This window comes from Novosphingobium sp. 9 (genome assembly GCF_025340265.1).
GTDB lineage: Bacteria > Pseudomonadota > Alphaproteobacteria > Sphingomonadales > Sphingomonadaceae > Novosphingobium.
Window position 1 is genome coordinate 214,433 of sequence record NZ_CP022708.1, and the last position, 16,564, is coordinate 230,996.

Genomic DNA, 16,564 nt, shown 5'->3' on the forward strand with positions numbered 1-16,564 from the left:
GAGTCACGAGTGAGCGGCACCAAGGTACAGAACTTCGACGAAATGTTGAATGCGGACGGTTCGGTCCGCCCTGCCTATGCAGATTTCCGGAACTGGTACGATGCCCAGGATCGCGCTTGGCTGAAGCGCAAGGACGCCGAGGCGGAGCATTTCTTCCGCCGCATCGGCATCACCTTCAATGTCTATGGCGAGGATGCGGGCGAGGAGCGCCTGATCCCCTTCGACATGATCCCCCGGATCATCACGGCGGCCGAATGGCGCAAGCTGACCAAGGGCATCGAGCAGCGGGTGCGCGCGCTCAACGCCTTTCTGCAGGATCTCTATCACCGGCAGGAGATCATCCGCTCGGGCCGTCTGCCGATCGAGGCATTGCGCAACAACGAGGCGTTCCTGACGCAGATGATCGGGATGACACCGCCGGGCGGGGTCTTCACGCATATCGTCGGCATCGATCTTGTCCGCACCGGCCCTGACGAGTTCATGGTGCTGGAAGACAACGCCCGTACGCCGTCCGGGGTCTCGTACATGCTCGAGAACCGCGAGACGATGATGTCGATGTTCCCCGAGCTGTTCACCAAGGTTCCGGTGCGGCCCGTCTCCGACTATCCGCGCCGTCTGGCGCATTCGCTGCGGGCCTGCGCGCCGCCGGCGTTTCGCGGGCATCGTCCGGTGGTGGCGGTGCTGACGCCGGGCATCTACAACTCGGCCTATTTCGAGCATGCTTTTCTGGCGGACCAGATGGGCGCCGAACTGGTCGAGGGCAGCGATCTTCGCGTCGTCGACGGGCGCGTGTGCATGCGTACCACCACCGGCTACAAGGCGATCGACGTGATCTATCGCCGGGTGGACGACGATTATCTCGATCCGCTCAGCTTCAACCCGAACTCGGTGCTGGGGATCGCGGGCATCATGGACGTCTACCGTGCGGGCGGCGTCACCATCGCCAATGCGCCGGGCACGGGCATCGCCGACGACAAAGCGATCTACAGCTACATGCCCGAGATCGTCGAGTTCTACACGGGCGAGAAGCCCCTGCTGCCCAATGTGCCGACCTGGCGCTGTTCCGAGCCGGAGGCGCTGGCCTATGTGCTCGACAATCTGGCCGATCTCGTCGTCAAGGAGGTCCACGGATCGGGCGGCTACGGCATGCTGATCGGGCCGACCTCCTCAAAGAAGGAGCTGGCCGAGTTCGAGGCGAAGCTGCGGGCCAAGCCGTCGAACTATATCGCCCAGCCCACGCTCTCGCTCTCCACCGTGCCGATCTTCGCCAAGGAAGGCCTCGCGCCGCGCCATGTCGATCTGCGGCCTTTCGTGCTGGTCAGCCCGAACGGTATCGAGATTACGCCCGGCGGCCTGACCCGCGTGGCGCTGAAGAAGGGCTCTCTTGTGGTCAATTCCTCGCAAGGGGGCGGGACCAAGGACAGCTGGGTGCTGGACGAATAAGATGCTGGGACGCGCTGCCAACGGGCTCTACTGGATGAGCCGCTATCTCGAACGGGCGGAGAATACCGCGCGGCTGATCGACGTCGGCTTCCACCTTGCGCTGACGCGCAAGTCGGCGGACGAGGAGTGGAAGTCGGTGCTCACCACCACCGGCCTGCTCGACGAATATACTGCCCGGCACGATGATTTCTCCGGGCCGCAGGTGTTCAACTTCCTGCTGCGCGACCGGGATAATCCCGGCTCGGTTCTGCAGATGATCGAGAATGCGCGCACCAACGCGCGCATGGTGCGCACCAGCATCACCAACTCGGTCTGGGAAGCCACCAACGAAAGCTGGATGACCATCCGCGCGCTGCTGGCGCGCCCCGTGCGCGAGGCGGATCTGGGCGATGTGCTCACCACCATCCGGCGGCAGGGGACACTGGTTCGCGGCGCGCTGGAAGGCACGATGCTGCGCAACGATGTCTTCAACTTCGCACGGATCGGCACGTTCATCGAACGGGCGGACAACACCGCGCGCATTCTGGACGTGAAGTACTACGTGCTGCTGCCTTCGGTGGCATGGGTCGGCTCCAGCCTCGATAACGTGCAGTGGGATACGCTGTTGCGCTCGGTGGCGGGCAACCGGGCCTATTCCTGGCTGAACGCCGGCACCATGGACCCGCGCGACATCGCCCGCTTCCTGATCCTCGACGGCCAGTTCCCGCGCAGCCTGACCTTCTGTTACGAGAAGGTGCGCAGCAACATGGCCGGGCTCGCCAAGCAGTACGGGCGCGAGACGGCGGCGCACGAACTGCTGCGCGATGCCGGGGCAAGGCTGCACCAGACCTCGATCGACGATATCTTCGACCACGGCCTGCACGAATTCCTGCAGGACTTCATCGCCCGCAATATCCGCATCGGCACGGCCATCGCCGCCGATTACCGTTTCGTCGAATAGGAGCCGGGACCATGCTGCTCAGCGTTGCCCATACCACTCGCTACGGCTTCTCGCAGGGCGTCTCGCACGGGCTGCAACGCCTGCGGCTGCGGCCCAAGTCCACCCACGGCCAGCGCGTGATCGACTGGTCGGTGGGCTATCTCGGCGCCAAGCCCGAGGCGGAATATGTCGACCAGAACGACAATCGCACCGTGCTCGTCTCGATTGATCCGGGCGTGGAGGAAGTCGTCATCACCTGCCGGGGTGAGGTGGAGACGGTGGACAACAACGGCGTGACGGGTTCGCACTCGGGATTGATGCCGCTGTGGTGTTTCCTGCGCCCCACCGCGCTGACACGCCCCGGCCCGGCGATCCGTGATCTGGTGAGCGATACTGCGCTCGACCGCGCCAATCCGCTCGACATGCTGCATCACCTCTCGCAGGCGGTGGGGGAGCGGATCGCCTACACCAAGGGCGCCAGCGATGCGGCAACCACGGCGGAAGAGGCGCTGGTGCGCGGTGAAGGCGTCTGCCAGGATCATGCCCATGTGCTGATCGCGGCGGGGCGCCTGCTGGATATCCCGATGCGCTATGTCGGCGGCTATCTGCGCATGGAAGGGCAGGACGAGCAGGAGGCCGGGCATGGCTGGGCCGAGGCGCATGTGCCGGGGCTGGGCTGGGTCGGCTTCGACGTGTCCAACGCCATCTGCCCGGACGAGCGCTATATCCGCGTCGCCACCGGATGCGACTATGCCGAAGCGGCGCCTGTCACCGGGCTTGCCGTGGGTGCGGGGGATACCAGCCTCTCCGTTCATTTATCGGTGGGCGAGAAGATGCTAGGAAGCCAAGCGCAGCAGCAGTCCGGGTCGGATTCGGGCCAGTCCCAATCCCAGTCCGCGTCTTCGGGGCAGCAGGTGCAGGGCGGCTGATCGCCCGCGCTTCCGGGGTGGGGCGTTCATAAGGGTTGCAGGACTAAGATACGACATGACCTATTGTGTGGGCATGGTGCTGGATCGCGGGCTCGTTCTGATGAGCGACACGCGCACCAACTCCGGCGTCGACAACATTTCCACGTTCCGCAAGATGTTCCACTGGTCGGTGCCGGGGGAGCGACTGATCGCGGTGATGACGGCGGGCAATCTCGCCACGACGCAGGCGGTGATCAGCCAGCTGGAAGAGCGCAACAAGGCGCCTGCGGAACGGCACAACTCGCTGCTCGAAGCGCCCACCATGTTCCAGGTGGCGACGGCGGTGGGTGAACTGCTGCGCGATACGATCGCCAACTCCGCGCAGGACAACGGCCAGCACGCGGCGGCGGGCACCTTCAATGCCTCGATCATCGTGGCGGGCCAGATCAAGGGCATGGAGCCGCGCCTGTTCCTGATCTACCCCGAAGGCAACTTCATCGAGGCCAGCTTCGATACGCCCTTCTTCCAGATCGGCGAGACCAAGTACGGCCGCCCGATCCTGATCCGCGCCTATGAAAAGGACATGAGCTTCGAGGAGGCGGTGAAGCTGATGATCGTCAGCTTCGATTCGACCCTGAAGGCAAATCTCTCGGTCGGCCTCCCGCTCGACCTGCTGGTGGTCGAGCGCGATACCTTCGAGCCCTTGCAGGAGCGGCGCATCGACGGCGACGATCCGTACTTTGCCACGCTGTCCAACAGCTGGGGCGAGGCCCTGAAGAAAGCGCTCGATGGCCTGCCCGATTATGTGATGGAGCGCGACGGCAAGCGCTGAGCGCGCGTCAGCCCCATTCGTGCGCCAGCCGCTGGACGGCAGCCGACGCCGGTTCCGCACCTTCGGTCAGCTCGATGATGCGGCGGCGTATCTGCGGCGTTTCCACGAGCGCGGCCAGCACGGCTGCAACATCGTCTCGGGTGACGCTGCCGTAGGGCAGGGCCACGCCCATCTCGACCCTGCCGGTGCCGGGCTCCAGCGTCAGCGTGCCGGGGCGCAGGATCACCCAGTCGAGATCGCTGGCGGCGAGATGGGCATCGGCCAGCTTCTTGACGCGCATGTAGTTCTCGAAGCCCTCGCGCGGCGCAGTGCCGCGCCCGGCCTCGGGGAAGGCGGAGACCAGCAGAAACCGGGTAATTCCGGCCATGCGGGCCGCCGCAACGGCGGTTTCGAGGCCTTTTCCATCGACCGCGTTGGTCAGTTCGATCCCGGCGCCGCCTGCGCCCGCGCTGAACACCACGGCGTCAGAGCCTGCCATCAGTGCTGCCAGAGCGGCTGCGTCCAGCGCCGTGAGGTCGCCCGCGACGGGCTCCCCGCCCAGCGCCAGCAATTCGCTGGCCTGCTCGGGGTGGCGGTGCAGCGCGCGGGGCGTGTGGCCCTTGGCGGCCAGCAGCGGGATCAGCCGCCGCGCGACCTTGCCTGCGCCGCCGACGATAAAGATGTTCATGATGGTGTTCCTTGTGTCTGTCGAGCGGCTTAGTGGCAGGGCCTAGCGGCAGAAGTGCCCCGGCGTGGCCTCCAGATGGAAGTGGTTCTGGTGCGCGCTGTTGTAACCGGGGCCAAGCACGGTGCCGAAGCGCTTGCAGGCGCTGTCGTGCACCACGCGCAGGAACTCGCGCTCGTCCGCCGTGCCGCTGCTCCAGTCGCCCAGCACCGTCACCCGGCGTCCGTCCGCCAGCACAAAGCCGGAGACGTCGATCGCATTGGCCGTGGAGTGGCCCGAGCGGCGGTTGGTGCCTGCGACATTGCGGCAGTTGTAGCTGCCGAAGGTCTCGATCTTCACCACCGGGCTGCCGAGGATCTGGCGCGCGGCGCGGTCCACGCCGAATCGCGCCCATCCGGCGAAGCCTTCTGACATCGAACAGGTGACGGGGCCAAGGTTGGTCACTTCCATCCGTGACGAATCGCTCGCCAGACTGACCAGCCGGACAGTGCCCAGCGTCGTGCAGCCCGATCCGTAATAGCGATCCGGCAGGGGCGTGAACTGCACGTTGCGGGCGCTGAGATCAGCGATGCACTGCTGGTCGCTGATCGCGCGCGGAACCGGCGCGGGGCGTGACTGCATCCGGCCCGGCGGGCGACGCGACTCGTTGCGATCGCGCGCTCCCTGACCGCCGATGCAGCCGCTCAGCAAGGCCAGTGTCAGGACCACCGGCAGGCCTCCGAGCAGGATCTTCGTGTCTATACGCATGGACTTGAGTGTGCCCCCCAAGGCTTAGGGTCAGGACCCCTTACTCGCACCGTCGAGGCGCCCGAATGGCGAACATATCGGGGCAAATCGCCCGCCGGGAAGGCTTTTTGCCTTTCCAAGGGTGATTTGGTTCGAGATGGAAGCCATTCGGGCGTCCCGCAGGGATTTGGCCAAAATGGCCCGGCACTTCGTCGGGAAGTCTTGAAATATCGACATATTCCTGCGCCTTCCCTTCTCGTGCTGAGCCATTTTGCTTCAAACCTCGACGATGCGAGTAAGGGGCCCTGACCCTAACTCCAGCTTGCCAACGCGTGGAAAACAACATCGTTTCGTCGCCCCGGCCTCCAGTTTCGACAAAGTGCGATTGACATGGCGCCAGCGCACTTTAAACGCGGCTCCGGGCCACGCGGTCCCAACGCCGCGCGTGCTCTCTGTAAGGAGAGTCAGAAATGACTGATATTATGATTCCGGCGCGCAAGCCTGCGCGTCCGCACTTCTCGTCGGGTCCCTGCGCCAAGCCGCCCGGCTATTCCCCCGAAAAGCTTTTCACCGAATCGCTGGGTCGTTCGCACCGTGCGAAGATCGGCAAGACGCGCCTCGCCTATTGCATCGACCTGATGCGCGAAGTGCTGCGTTTGCCCGATACGCACCGCATCGGCATCGTCCCCGGTTCGGACACCGGCGCCTTCGAGATGGCCATGTGGACCATGCTCGGTGCCCGCGGCGTCACTGCCCTTGCCTGGGAAAGCTTCGGCGAGGGCTGGGTGACGGATGCCGTCAAGCAACTCCAGCTCGAACCGACCGTCGTGCGCGCCGATTATGGCCAGCTGCCCGACCTCGACAAGATCGACTGGTCGGACGACGTGCTGTTCACCTGGAACGGCACCACTTCGGGCGTTCGCGTTCCCGATGCCAACTGGATCCCGGCCGACCGCGAGGGCCTCGCCTTCGCCGATGCCACGTCGGCGGTGTTCGCCTACGACATCGACTGGACCAAGATCGACGTTGCCACGTTCTCGTGGCAGAAGGTTCTGGGCGGCGAGGGCGGCCATGGCGTGCTGATCCTCGGCCCCCGCGCGGTCGAACGGCTTGAGAACTACACCCCCAGCTGGCCGCTTCCCAAGGTGTTCCGCCTTGTTTCGAAGGGCAAGCTGGCCGAGGGCGTGTTCAAGGGCGAGACGATCAACACCCCCTCGATGCTGGCCGTCGAAGACGCGATCTTCGCGCTTGAATGGGCCAAGGGACTGGGCGGTCTGGAAGGGCTGATGGCCCGCTCGAACGCCAATGCGCACGCGCTCGACAAGATCGTCGCTGAGCGTGACTGGCTGGGCCACCTCGCGGTGGATTCGGGCACCCGCTCGAAGACCTCGGTCTGTCTCACTGTCGAAGGTGCGGATGCCGACTTCATCAAGAAGTTCGCGGCCCTCCTCGAAAAGGAAGGCGCGGCCTACGACGTAGCCGGATACCGCGATGCCCCGGCAGGCCTGCGCATCTGGTGCGGCGCCACGGTCGACACCGCCGATATCGAGGCGCTCGGCCCCTGGCTCGACTGGGCCTACGCCACCGTCAAGGCCGGCTGAACTTTTCAACGTCGTCCCAGCGAAAGCTGGGACCGCTCTCCTCCACGCGCCGCGCTTGCGGCCCGCGATCCCAGCCTGCGCTGGGATGACGACTGGATACTGAATATGACCAAGCCCAAAGTTCTCATTTCCGACAAGATGGATCCCAACGCCGCCCGTATCTTCGAGGAGATGGGCTGTGACGTTGACGTCATCACCGGTGAAACCCCCGAACAACTGATCGCCCGCATCGGCGAGTACGATGGCCTTGCCATCCGTTCCTCGACGAAGGTGACGCCTGCCATTCTCGAGGCCGCGACCAATCTGAAGGTCATCGGTCGCGCCGGTATCGGTGTCGACAACGTCGATATCCCGGCGGCTTCGGCCAAGGGCGTCGTCGTGATGAACACGCCGTTCGGCAACTCGATCACCACCGCCGAGCACGCCATCGCGCTGATCTTCGCGCTCGCGCGCCAGCTTCCCGAAGCCAATGCCCAGACCCAGGCGGGCCTGTGGCCGAAGAACGGCTTCATGGGCGTCGAAGTCACCGGCAAGACGCTCGGCCTGATCGGCGCGGGCAACATCGGCTCGATCGTCGCCAGCCGCGCGCTGGGCCTGCGCATGAAGGTCGTCGCCTTCGACCCGTTCCTGACGCCCGAGCGCGCCGTGGAAATGGGCGTCGAGAAGGCCGACCTCGACACGCTGCTCGCCCGTGCCGACTTCATCACCCTGCACACGCCGCTGACCGACCAGACCCGCAACATTCTCTCGGCAGAGAACCTCGCCAAGACCAAGAAGGGCGTGCGCATCGTCAACTGCGCGCGTGGCGGTCTGGTCGACGAGGCCGCGCTCAAGGATCTGCTGGACTCCGGCCACATCGCCGGTGCCGCGCTCGACGTGTTCCAGACCGAGCCCGCCAAGGACTCGCCGCTGTTCGGCACCCCGAACTTCATCTGCACCCCGCACCTGGGCGCCTCGACCACCGAAGCGCAGGTCAACGTGGCGCTGCAGGTGGCCGAGCAGATGGCCGACTACCTCGTCTCGGGCGGCGTCACCAACGCGCTGAATGTGCCCTCGCTCTCCGCCGAGGAAGCGCCCAAGCTCAAGCCCTACATGAAGCTGGCCGAAGAGCTGGGTTCGATGGTCGGTCAGCTGACCGTGGATTCGGTGCCGCGCATTTCGATCCACGTCGAGGGCGCTGCCGCAGAGCTGAACATCAAGCCCATCGTCGCCGCCGTTCTCGCAGGCTTCCTGCGCGTCCAGTCGGACACGGTGAACATGGTCAACGCGCCCTACCTCGCCAAGGAGCGCGGCCTCGAAGTGCGTGAGGTCAAGACCGAGCGCGAGGGCGACTATCACACGCTGGTCCGCGTTTCGGTGAAGACCGAGGCGGGCGAGCGCTCGGTGGCGGGCACGCTGTTCAACAACGTCGAGCCGCGCCTTGTCGAGATGTTCGGCATCAAGGTCGAAGCCGAGCTGACCGGCCCGATGATGTACATCGTCAACGAGGATGCGCCGGGCTTCATCGGCCGGATCGGCACGCTGCTGGGCGAGAACGCGATCAACATCGGCACGTTCAATCTCGGTCGCCGTGCGGCGGGTGGCGAGGCAGTGCTGCTCCTCTCGGTCGATACGGCGGTGTCGGACGACGTGCTCAAGGCGGCGACGGCGCTGCCCGGCGTGAAGACGGTCAAGGCGCTCAAGTTCGCCTGATCCTTCAACGGGTTGGATTAACGAGACAGGGAAGGGCGGTGCCGCAGGGCGCCGCCCTTTTTCGCGTCCGGGGGCGGGGTGTTTACACGCAAGGTGACACTCTGGTTGACACAGTTGACACAGTTGACACGGTCCAGAGGGAAAGTGTCACTTTGCCTGCCCGGCATCCTGAAGGACGCCTGTGGCACTTTACCAGCAGATAAAGTGACAGGATGGAAGCCGATGGAGAGGATAGGAATTGGGCGGGCATTCCTGTCCGATACCGTCATCGCACATCTGTAGGAAAACGGTTGTTGCGCGCTCTCGTGCGGCGCCTTCGCTTTCCTTGCCGGAAATGCCCAGACTCGTTCGACAAGCGCGCAACATGGCGCTAAGGCCCGCCTCATTATGCACGACACCGACCGCGATCTGCTGCCCGAGGGACTGGGCGACCGTCTGCCGACACAGGCCACTGCCGCCCAGCGTGTGCGCCGCGAAGCGCTCGATGTTATGGCGCGCCATGGCTACGCCCGCGTCGAGACGCCGATGATCGAGTTCGAGAAGTCGCTCGCCAGCCGCATGGCGAATGTCAGCGTGCGGCGCATGTTCCGCTTCGTCGATCCGCTCTCGCTGCGCACGCTGGCGCTGCGCTCGGACATCACTGTGCAGGTCGGCCGTATCGCCGCGACGGGCCTGTCGCGCGCGCCGCGCCCGCTGCGCCTGTGCTATGGCGGGCAGGTCGTCACCGTGAAGGGCGACGGGCTCGACCCGGTGCGCGAACGCTTGCAACTGGGCGTCGAACTGGTCGGCACCGACAGCGTGGCCGCCGCTGCCGAAATCGTCGAAGTCGCCATCGAGGCGCTGGCCGCTGCCGGGGCCACCGGCATTTCGGTGGACTTCACGTTGCCCGATCTGGTCGACACTCTCTCTCACGAGGCGCTGCCACTGGCCGCTTCGCGCGTGGAAAAGGTGCGGCAGATGCTCGATTCCAAGGACGCGGGCGGCCTCGTCGATGTCGGCGGGCAGGCGTATCTGCCGCTGCTCTATGCCGTCGGCCCGTTCGACGCCGCGATCGAGCGACTGGCAAAATTTGACGTCGGCGGTGTCCTGGCCAGTCGCATCGCGGGCCTTCGCGAGATCGCCGCGCGCGTTGGCGGCAAGGCGCGCCTCACACTCGACCCGTCCGAGCGTCACGGCTTCGAATACCAGTCATGGTTCGGCTTCATGATCTATGCCGAGAACGTGCCGGGCAGCCTCGGTCGCGGCGGCACCTATCGCATCCTCGACAGCGAGGGCGGTGAGGGTGAAGCAGCCTGCGGCTTCTCGCTCTATCCCGACAAGCTGATCGACGCGCTCGCCGCCGATGCCGCGCCCAAGGACCGCCTGTTCCTGCCGCTGGGGCACGATGCGGATGCCGCCGCCCGCCTGCGCGCGGTCGGCTGGACGACAGTGGCTGCACTGGGCGACGGGGACGATGCGCTGGCGCTCGGCTGCACGCATCGTCTCGACGGCGGAAGTGCCGTCGCGCTCTGAGGGTTTTTGAAGGGTAAAGGTGATTTCCGGGGCCATCGGTCCCGGACCCCGTTACGTCTCCCGGCGCTGGCGTTTATGCGTGGGGCGGGGAGGCGCGTGTTCCGAGGTTTGTCACCTCGTTCTCTACTTCGTCATCCCAGCGAAAGCTGGGATCGCTGGCCGAGCGTTCTGTGCTTGAATGGCGTCAAAAATTCGCCAGTCATGCATGCATGATGAGAAACCATCTCATTTTGCCATTCTTGTTCGCGGTATTCAGTCTTGCGGCATGTGCCAAGCCAGAGACACGCGCCTGCACACCACCACTTGCGAGTTGGAAAATACCATCGCTCGGCCCCGGTCTTCGGACCATGATGAACCGCATTTCCGTGAACCGCTTTGGGCACATCTACTGGAATGACCATCGCGTTTCCGACGCTGCGTTCACGAAGCTCTTGGAGCAGGCCAGAAAACTTGATCCCGAGCCCGGTTTTTATCTCGAAACGGAAATGGGCTTGCCGTGTCGCGATCTCGAAGAGGTGCGTGATCGTATGAACACTGTGCTCGATTGCGACGGCGAGCCGGGCCGCTGCCAGGAAGGGCTTCCCGATCCGACCACCCGCAAGTTCCTTCCTTGAAGCCCAACCACCCTTGACTCACCCGCCCGATCCGCTAGGGCGCGCACCGCACATTCGGGAGCGCTCTTGCGCGCCCTTCGCTCCATCCGCTACGCCGAGTCCTGTCGAAGGGCGTTTCTGGATCACCGGGCAGGTGGAGGAGTGTATCCGTGGCCAATGTAACCGTGATCGGCGCCCAGTGGGGTGACGAAGGCAAAGGCAAGATCGTCGACTGGCTGGCCAGCCGCGCCGATGCCGTGGTGCGCTTTCAGGGCGGCCACAATGCCGGTCACACGCTGGTCGTGGGTGAGCAGGTCTACAAGCTGAGCCTCCTGCCCTCGGGCATCGTCACCGGCACGCTGTCGATCATCGGCAACGGCGTGGTGCTCGATCCCTGGCACCTCAAGTCCGAAGTCGAGAAGCTGCGCGGTCAGGGTGTCGAGATCAACCCCGAGAACTTCGCGATTGCCGACAACTGTCCGCTGATCCTGCCGGTCCACCGCGAGCTGGACGGCCTGCGCGAAGCGGCTGCGGGTGCGGGCAAGATCGGCACTACCGGTCGCGGTATCGGCCCGGCTTACGAGGACAAGGTCGGTCGCCGCGCGATCCGCGTCTGCGATCTGGCGCACCTTGACGATCTGGAGCCGCAGCTCGATCGTCTGTGTGCGCACCACGATGCGCTGCGTGCAGGCTTCGGGCAGGAGCCGATCGACCGCGCCCAGCTGATCGCCGACCTGCGCGAGATCGCGCCGTTCGTGCTGCAGTTCGCCCAGCCCGTCTGGCGCCGCCTGAACAAGGTGAAGAAGGCAGGCGCCCGCATCCTGTTCGAGGGCGCGCAGGGCGTGCTGCTCGACGTCGATCACGGCACTTATCCTTTCGTCACCAGCTCGAACACGGTTTCGGGCACGGCGGCGAGCGGTTCGGGCCTTGGCCCCTCGGCCACCGGCTTCGTGCTGGGCATCGTCAAGGCCTACACCACCCGCGTCGGCTCGGGCCCGTTCCCGACCGAGCTGGAGGATGCGACCGGCCAGCGTCTGGGCGAGCGCGGCCACGAGTTCGGCACTGTCACCGGTCGCAAGCGTCGCTGCGGCTGGTTCGACGCGGTGCTGACGCGCCAGTCCTGCGCGATCTCGGGCGTGACCGGCATCGCGCTGACCAAGCTCGACGTGCTCGACGGGTTCGAGAAGGTGAAGATCTGCACCGGCTATCGCCTGAACGGCAAGATCCTCGACTACTTCCCCAGCCATGCCGCCGATCAGGCGAATGTCGAGCCGATCTATGAAGAGATGGACGGCTGGCAGGGCACCACCGCGGGCGCCCGCTCGTGGGCGGACCTGCCCGCGCAGGCGATCAAGTACATCCAGCGCGTGCAGGAACTGATCGAGACCCCGGTGGCGCTGGTCTCCACCAGCCCCGAGCGCGAGGACACCATCCTTGTGCGCGATCCCTTCCAGGATTGATGACGATGGCACGCGGCGGCTGGCTTGGAACTTTGCTTCCGGCGCTGGCCGCCGCGCTGCTGCTGCCCTCGGCGCCGCTATCCGCGCAGGATGCGCCGGGTGATGTAGAGGCGCTGCCGCCGATCACCCTGATCCGCGTCCACAAGGCTGAGCGGCGGATGGAACTGGTCGATGTCGATGGCCGCGTCCATGTGATCGAGGGCCTGCAACTGGGTGGCGATCTGCTTGGTCCCAAGCACTTCGAAGGCGACCAGAAGACGCCCGAGGGCCAGTACACCATCGATTGGGGTAACCCGAACAGCGCCTATCACCTCTCGCTGCATGTCTCCTACCCGAGCGCGGATGACACTGCCTATGCGGTAGGGCAGGGACGTTCGGCGGGCGGGATGATCATGGTCCATGGCCAGCCCAACGATCTGCCCGGTGCGAACAGCGGCGTGCGGGCGAAGGGGGACTGGACCGACGGCTGCATCGCGCTGTCGAATGCGCAGATGGATGCGGTCTATCGCGCGGTGCCCGATGGCACGCCGATCGATATCCTGCCGTGAGTTGCCGGATGTGATCCGAATCTGAAGGAACAGCGCGTCGCCGGCCCCCGTGAGGGATGGGGGAGGGATGCCAAGGACCGGCAACGCACTTTCGGGCTACGCCTTTTCGCGGTATCTGGAAACCGGGGGCGCAGTCGAATTTAGCGATATATCAGGTGCATGGAACGCGTCTGCGACGTTCTTGAAATTCGCCTGCGCGTTCCCAGCGCCTCACGCGAACTGATAACCCGAGATCGCGGTTTCCATCACCAGTTCACCGTAGACAGGTTCGCCTTGTGCCTCGCTGGCGGCAGCAGCGACCATCAGCGGCAGCAGGTGCTCCTCGCGCGGGTGCGAGAAGCGGCCGTTCGGCGCGTCCGCCCAGCGCGACAGGGAATCCTCGCGCTGGAGCGGGGGCTGCGCGATGGCCTCTCCCAGCCAGGCATCGAAGACCTGCGAGGGTGCGGTCGCCTGTGGGTTGCGATAGGCGCGCATGTTGTGGAAGCTCATTCCCGAGCCCAGGATCAGCACGCCCTGATCGCGCAAGGGTGCCAGTGCGCGTCCGGCAGCGGCGTGCAGCGCAGGATCGAGCGAGCGGTCGAGCGACATTTCGACGACCGGCACATTCGCCTCGGGCCAGGCCACGGCGAGCGGGATGAACACCCCGTGGTCCCAGCCGCGCTGTGCATCGACCCCGGCCTTGAGCCCCGCCGCATGGAGCAGCGCTGCCGCTTGCGAGGCCAGCGCGGGAGCGCCCGGCGCAGGATAGGCGATCTCGTAGGTATGCGCCGGGAAGCCGTAGTAGTCGTAGATCAGGCCGGGGCGTTCGGCGCCGGTGAAGGCGAAGCCGTCGGTCTCCCAGTGCCCCGAGACGACCAGAATGGCGCGCGGGGCCTCGGGCAGGCGTTCGGGGAGCGAGCGCAGGAAGTCCGCCATGCCGGTCCAGACGCCAGCGGGATCTGCCATGAAGAAGCAGGGGCCGCCGCCGTGCGGGATATAGAAGGCGGGAAGGGTGGCTGAAGTTTGGGACATTGCGGACGTCCTTGCTGGCGGCTGGCTGGTTAGCGGTTGGTCGGCGTGGGGCGAAGCGCCAGTGCGCCGTCGCCGCCGATGGCCAGCACGATCAGCGAAAGCGCCCAGAATGCCGGGTATTCCCAGCCGCCGCCGGTGTTGTTGAAGAAGAAGCCGTTGGCGCCATGGACAGTGGCGATGGTGCCGAGCAGCAGCACGGCCAGCGGCAGCGCGACGATGCGGGCATAGATCCCCAGGATCAGCGCGAGGCCGCCGAGAATTTCGACTGCCATGGTCACGTAAGCGAGCGGTCCGGGCAGGCCGATGCTCTGGAAGTAGGCGGCCGTGCCTGCAGGCGTGAAAACGAAGAGCTTGAGTCCGGCGTGGGCAAGAAACAGGCCGCCGAGCACCACGCGCTGAAGCGTCAGGGCGTAGGCGGCGTTGGGCGTGAGGGCCGAAGAGAGAGTGGGGCAGACGATGTCATGTGCATTTCCTCATGGGGACGATGGCTGATGCCCCGTATATGGATTTTTCGCTCATGTATGATAATCACGATGTATATTGAATAAGCTTCAACTGTGGGTGTTGAATGACGAGTGATCGGCTGACCGGAATCGAGGTCTTCGTGCGGGCGGTGCGCAAGGGCGGCCTGTCCGCTGCGGCCCGCGAACTGCGCATGTCGCCGGCGATGGCCTCCAAGCATCTCAATGCGCTGGAAGCCCGGCTCGGCGTCACGCTGCTGCATCGCTCCACCCGCAAACTGTCCCTGACCGCCGAGGGTGAGGCTTATCTCGACCGGGCCGAGCGCCTGCTGGCCGATTTCGAGGAGGCCGAGGCCGAGGCAGCGGCCCGCTCGGGCGAAGTGCGCGGGCTGCTGCGGGTTTCTGCGCCCGCCGCCTTCGGCGTGCTGCACATGGCCCCGCTCGTCGCCTCGTTCGCCCACGCGCACCCGGCGGTGACGGTCGAACTGGGGCTCGACGATCGCTTCGTCGACCTGCTGGCGGAGCGCTGGGACGTGGCGGTGCGGATCGGACATCTTGCCGAATCGACCCTGCTCGCCCGGAAACTCGCGCCGGTGCGGATGAGCATCTGCGCCTCGCCCGACTACCTTTCCCGACGAGGACGGCCTGCGGGGCTTGACGATCTCGCCGCGCATGACTGCCTGGGCTATACGCTCGGTGCGCTGACCGGCGCGGTGCATTGGGGCTTCGGCCCGCGTGGGGAACGGCAGGTGCCGGTGAACGGATCGCTCCATGCCAACAACGGCGAAGTGCTGGTTCGCGCGGCGCTGGCGGGGCAGGGGCTGGTCTACGGCCCGCGCTTTTTCGTGGCAGCGCATCTGGAGCGCGGCGCACTGGAAGAAATCGACCTCGGCGAGCCGTTGCTCGATCTTGGCGCGATCCACACCGTAACGCATCCGGCACGACGGCCCGCCGCGCGCACGCGGGCCTTCGTCGCGCATCTGGCGATGCACATTCCACAAGCGGCGAGGGACTGGTAAGTTGGCAGGGGTCACGTTACTGTCGCATGACGTTTTCGTGTCGTTCATGTGGCCGGGTGCATCGGGCCCGTGTCGCATGTGAGTGTCCCGACGGAAGATTCGGGCGCCGGAGTTTCTCGATGAAGCCGCTTACGCTTGCCTTTGCCCTTGTTGCCCTGATGTCGACCAGCCTGTCGGCGGAAATCGCGCGCGATCCGGCCGAGCGCTGGCCGACTGTCGATCCCGATGCGCACCCCGCGCAGATCGCGATCCTCTCGTACAATGTCGAAGGTCTGCCCTGGCCCTTCGCGTGGAACCGGGGCGCGGCGGCACACGAGATCACGGAACGTCTGAGCGAGATGCGGGCGGAGGGCACGCAGCCGCAGGTGGTGCTGGTGCAGGAGGCTTTCGGCACTGCGCAGCGCCAGATCGGCATGATGGCAGGCTATCACTATGCCGCCTTCGGTCCCGGCAAGCACATGGACGGTGCCGCCGTGGACGAGGCGGCGGAACGCGAATACCTCAGCCACAGCCATTTCTGGCATGGCGAGGGGATCGGCAAGTTCGAGAACAGCGGGCTTGCCGTGTTCTCCGACTATCCGATCCTGTGGACCAAGAAAGTCGCCTTCGGGCCGTCACGCTGCGCGGGGTGGGACTGCCTTGCCAACAAGGGCGCCCTCGCGGTGGCGCTGGCCGTACCGGGGCAGGATCGCCCGGTCGTCGTCGTCGACACGCATCTGAATGCGGCAGGCGATTCCGACGTGAAGGCGAAGCGCCAGCTTGCGGCCTACGACGGCGAAGTGGCGGTTCTCGCGCAGTTCGTGCAGGGGCTGGAGGCGGATGCCTCGGCGGTGGTGCTGGGGGGCGATTTCAACATCGGCCACTATCCTCAGCGCGGCGCGATGCTGGGCGGGGCCTTGCTCGACGGAGCAGGGTTGCAGATGGCGGCCAAGGAAAACACCTGCGGCGCGCATTGCCGCGAACCGGTGATGGACGATCTGAACTCCACTTCGCTGACCTCCACCAAGACGCTGATGGCCTATCGCGCAGCGGGCAATGCGGCCTTCGCTCCCGTCGGCGATGTGCAGGGCTTCGGCAAGGACCCGGATGGGCGCATGCTGTCCGATCACGTGGGCGTGATGGTCCACTTCGCGCTGCCGCCTGCGAAAGGGGCCGCGGCACATACGATCTGATCC

The 16,564-nt window shown here is 65.6% G+C and carries 16 protein-coding genes; 12 read left to right on the plus strand and 4 right to left on the minus strand.

Going from position 1 to position 16,564, the window contains the following annotated elements; all coding sequences use genetic code 11:
- The first annotated feature begins 42 nt into the window (after positions 1 to 42).
- The 4 genes from CI805_RS15575 to CI805_RS15590 are packed head-to-tail and all read left to right on the plus strand — an operon-like array spanning position 43 to position 4,102.
- On the plus strand, positions 43 to 1,443 hold the full coding sequence (locus tag CI805_RS15575; RefSeq protein ID WP_260929675.1) for a circularly permuted type 2 ATP-grasp protein: 1,401 nt from the start codon (positions 43 to 45) through the stop codon (positions 1,441 to 1,443).
- Between the two features lies 1 nt (position 1,444).
- Positions 1,445 to 2,383, plus strand: a complete 939-nt coding sequence (locus CI805_RS15580; RefSeq protein ID WP_260929065.1) for an alpha-E domain-containing protein — start codon at positions 1,445 to 1,447, stop codon at positions 2,381 to 2,383.
- A gap of 11 nt (positions 2,384 to 2,394) precedes the next feature.
- Entirely contained in the window at positions 2,395 to 3,291 is an 897-nt protein-coding gene (locus tag CI805_RS15585; protein WP_260929066.1) for a transglutaminase family protein, read from the plus strand.
- 55 nt (positions 3,292 to 3,346) lie between these two features.
- Positions 3,347 to 4,102 (plus strand): proteasome-type protease, encoded by a 756-nt coding sequence (locus CI805_RS15590; protein ID WP_260929067.1) that lies wholly within the window; start codon positions 3,347 to 3,349, stop codon positions 4,100 to 4,102.
- A gap of 7 nt (positions 4,103 to 4,109) precedes the next feature.
- On the opposite strand, the gene CI805_RS15595 is transcribed toward CI805_RS15590, so the two are convergent.
- Both CI805_RS15595 and CI805_RS15600 read right to left on the minus strand, forming a co-directional pair.
- Complete coding sequence (locus CI805_RS15595) at positions 4,110 to 4,769, minus strand: SDR family oxidoreductase (protein WP_260929068.1); 660 nt, start codon at positions 4,767 to 4,769, stop codon at positions 4,110 to 4,112.
- Positions 4,770 to 4,811: 42 nt separating this feature from the next.
- A complete protein-coding gene (locus CI805_RS15600; protein WP_260929069.1) occupies positions 4,812 to 5,513 on the minus strand; it encodes an extensin family protein in 702 nt (233 codons plus the stop codon).
- Between the two features lie 449 nt (positions 5,514 to 5,962).
- Here CI805_RS15600 and CI805_RS15605 point away from each other — a divergent pair, with 449 nt between their 5' ends.
- The 6 genes from CI805_RS15605 (at position 5,963) to CI805_RS15630 (ending at position 12,898) form a co-directional block, all read left to right on the plus strand.
- Positions 5,963 to 7,093, plus strand: coding sequence for a phosphoserine transaminase (locus CI805_RS15605; RefSeq protein WP_260929070.1), 1,131 nt, complete (start codon positions 5,963 to 5,965; stop codon positions 7,091 to 7,093).
- 105 nt (positions 7,094 to 7,198) lie between these two features.
- Complete coding sequence (gene serA / locus CI805_RS15610; RefSeq protein ID WP_260929071.1) at positions 7,199 to 8,785, plus strand: phosphoglycerate dehydrogenase; 1,587 nt, start codon at positions 7,199 to 7,201, stop codon at positions 8,783 to 8,785.
- Between the two features lie 387 nt (positions 8,786 to 9,172).
- Entirely contained in the window at positions 9,173 to 10,297 is a 1,125-nt protein-coding gene (locus CI805_RS15615; protein WP_260929072.1) for an ATP phosphoribosyltransferase regulatory subunit, read from the plus strand.
- Between the two features lie 347 nt (positions 10,298 to 10,644).
- Positions 10,645 to 10,911 carry a hypothetical protein gene (locus tag CI805_RS15620; protein ID WP_260929073.1) on the plus strand — a complete coding sequence of 89 codons (267 nt, stop codon included), beginning with the start codon at positions 10,645 to 10,647 and terminating at the stop codon, positions 10,909 to 10,911.
- Positions 10,912 to 11,060: 149 nt separating this feature from the next.
- Positions 11,061 to 12,350 carry an adenylosuccinate synthase gene (locus CI805_RS15625; protein ID WP_260929074.1) on the plus strand — a complete coding sequence of 430 codons (1,290 nt, stop codon included), beginning with the start codon at positions 11,061 to 11,063 and terminating at the stop codon, positions 12,348 to 12,350.
- A 5-nt stretch (positions 12,351 to 12,355) separates the two neighbouring features.
- Positions 12,356 to 12,898, plus strand: a complete 543-nt coding sequence (locus tag CI805_RS15630) for a murein L,D-transpeptidase family protein (protein WP_260929075.1) — start codon at positions 12,356 to 12,358, stop codon at positions 12,896 to 12,898.
- A gap of 210 nt (positions 12,899 to 13,108) precedes the next feature.
- Here CI805_RS15630 and CI805_RS15635 read toward each other — a convergent pair whose 3' ends face one another.
- Complete coding sequence (locus CI805_RS15635; RefSeq protein ID WP_260929076.1) at positions 13,109 to 13,909, minus strand: DODA-type extradiol aromatic ring-opening family dioxygenase; 801 nt, start codon at positions 13,907 to 13,909, stop codon at positions 13,109 to 13,111.
- 29 nt (positions 13,910 to 13,938) lie between these two features.
- Complete coding sequence (locus CI805_RS15640; RefSeq protein WP_260929677.1) at positions 13,939 to 14,367, minus strand: DoxX family protein; 429 nt, start codon at positions 14,365 to 14,367, stop codon at positions 13,939 to 13,941.
- Positions 14,368 to 14,477: 110 nt separating this feature from the next.
- Between CI805_RS15640 and CI805_RS15645 the strand changes: the two genes are divergently transcribed.
- Positions 14,478 to 15,389, plus strand: coding sequence for a LysR family transcriptional regulator (locus CI805_RS15645; protein WP_260929077.1), 912 nt, complete (start codon positions 14,478 to 14,480; stop codon positions 15,387 to 15,389).
- 119 nt (positions 15,390 to 15,508) lie between these two features.
- Positions 15,509 to 16,561 carry an endonuclease/exonuclease/phosphatase family protein gene (locus CI805_RS15650; RefSeq protein ID WP_260929079.1) on the plus strand — a complete coding sequence of 351 codons (1,053 nt, stop codon included), beginning with the start codon at positions 15,509 to 15,511 and terminating at the stop codon, positions 16,559 to 16,561.
- Positions 16,562 to 16,564: the final 3 nt, after the last annotated feature.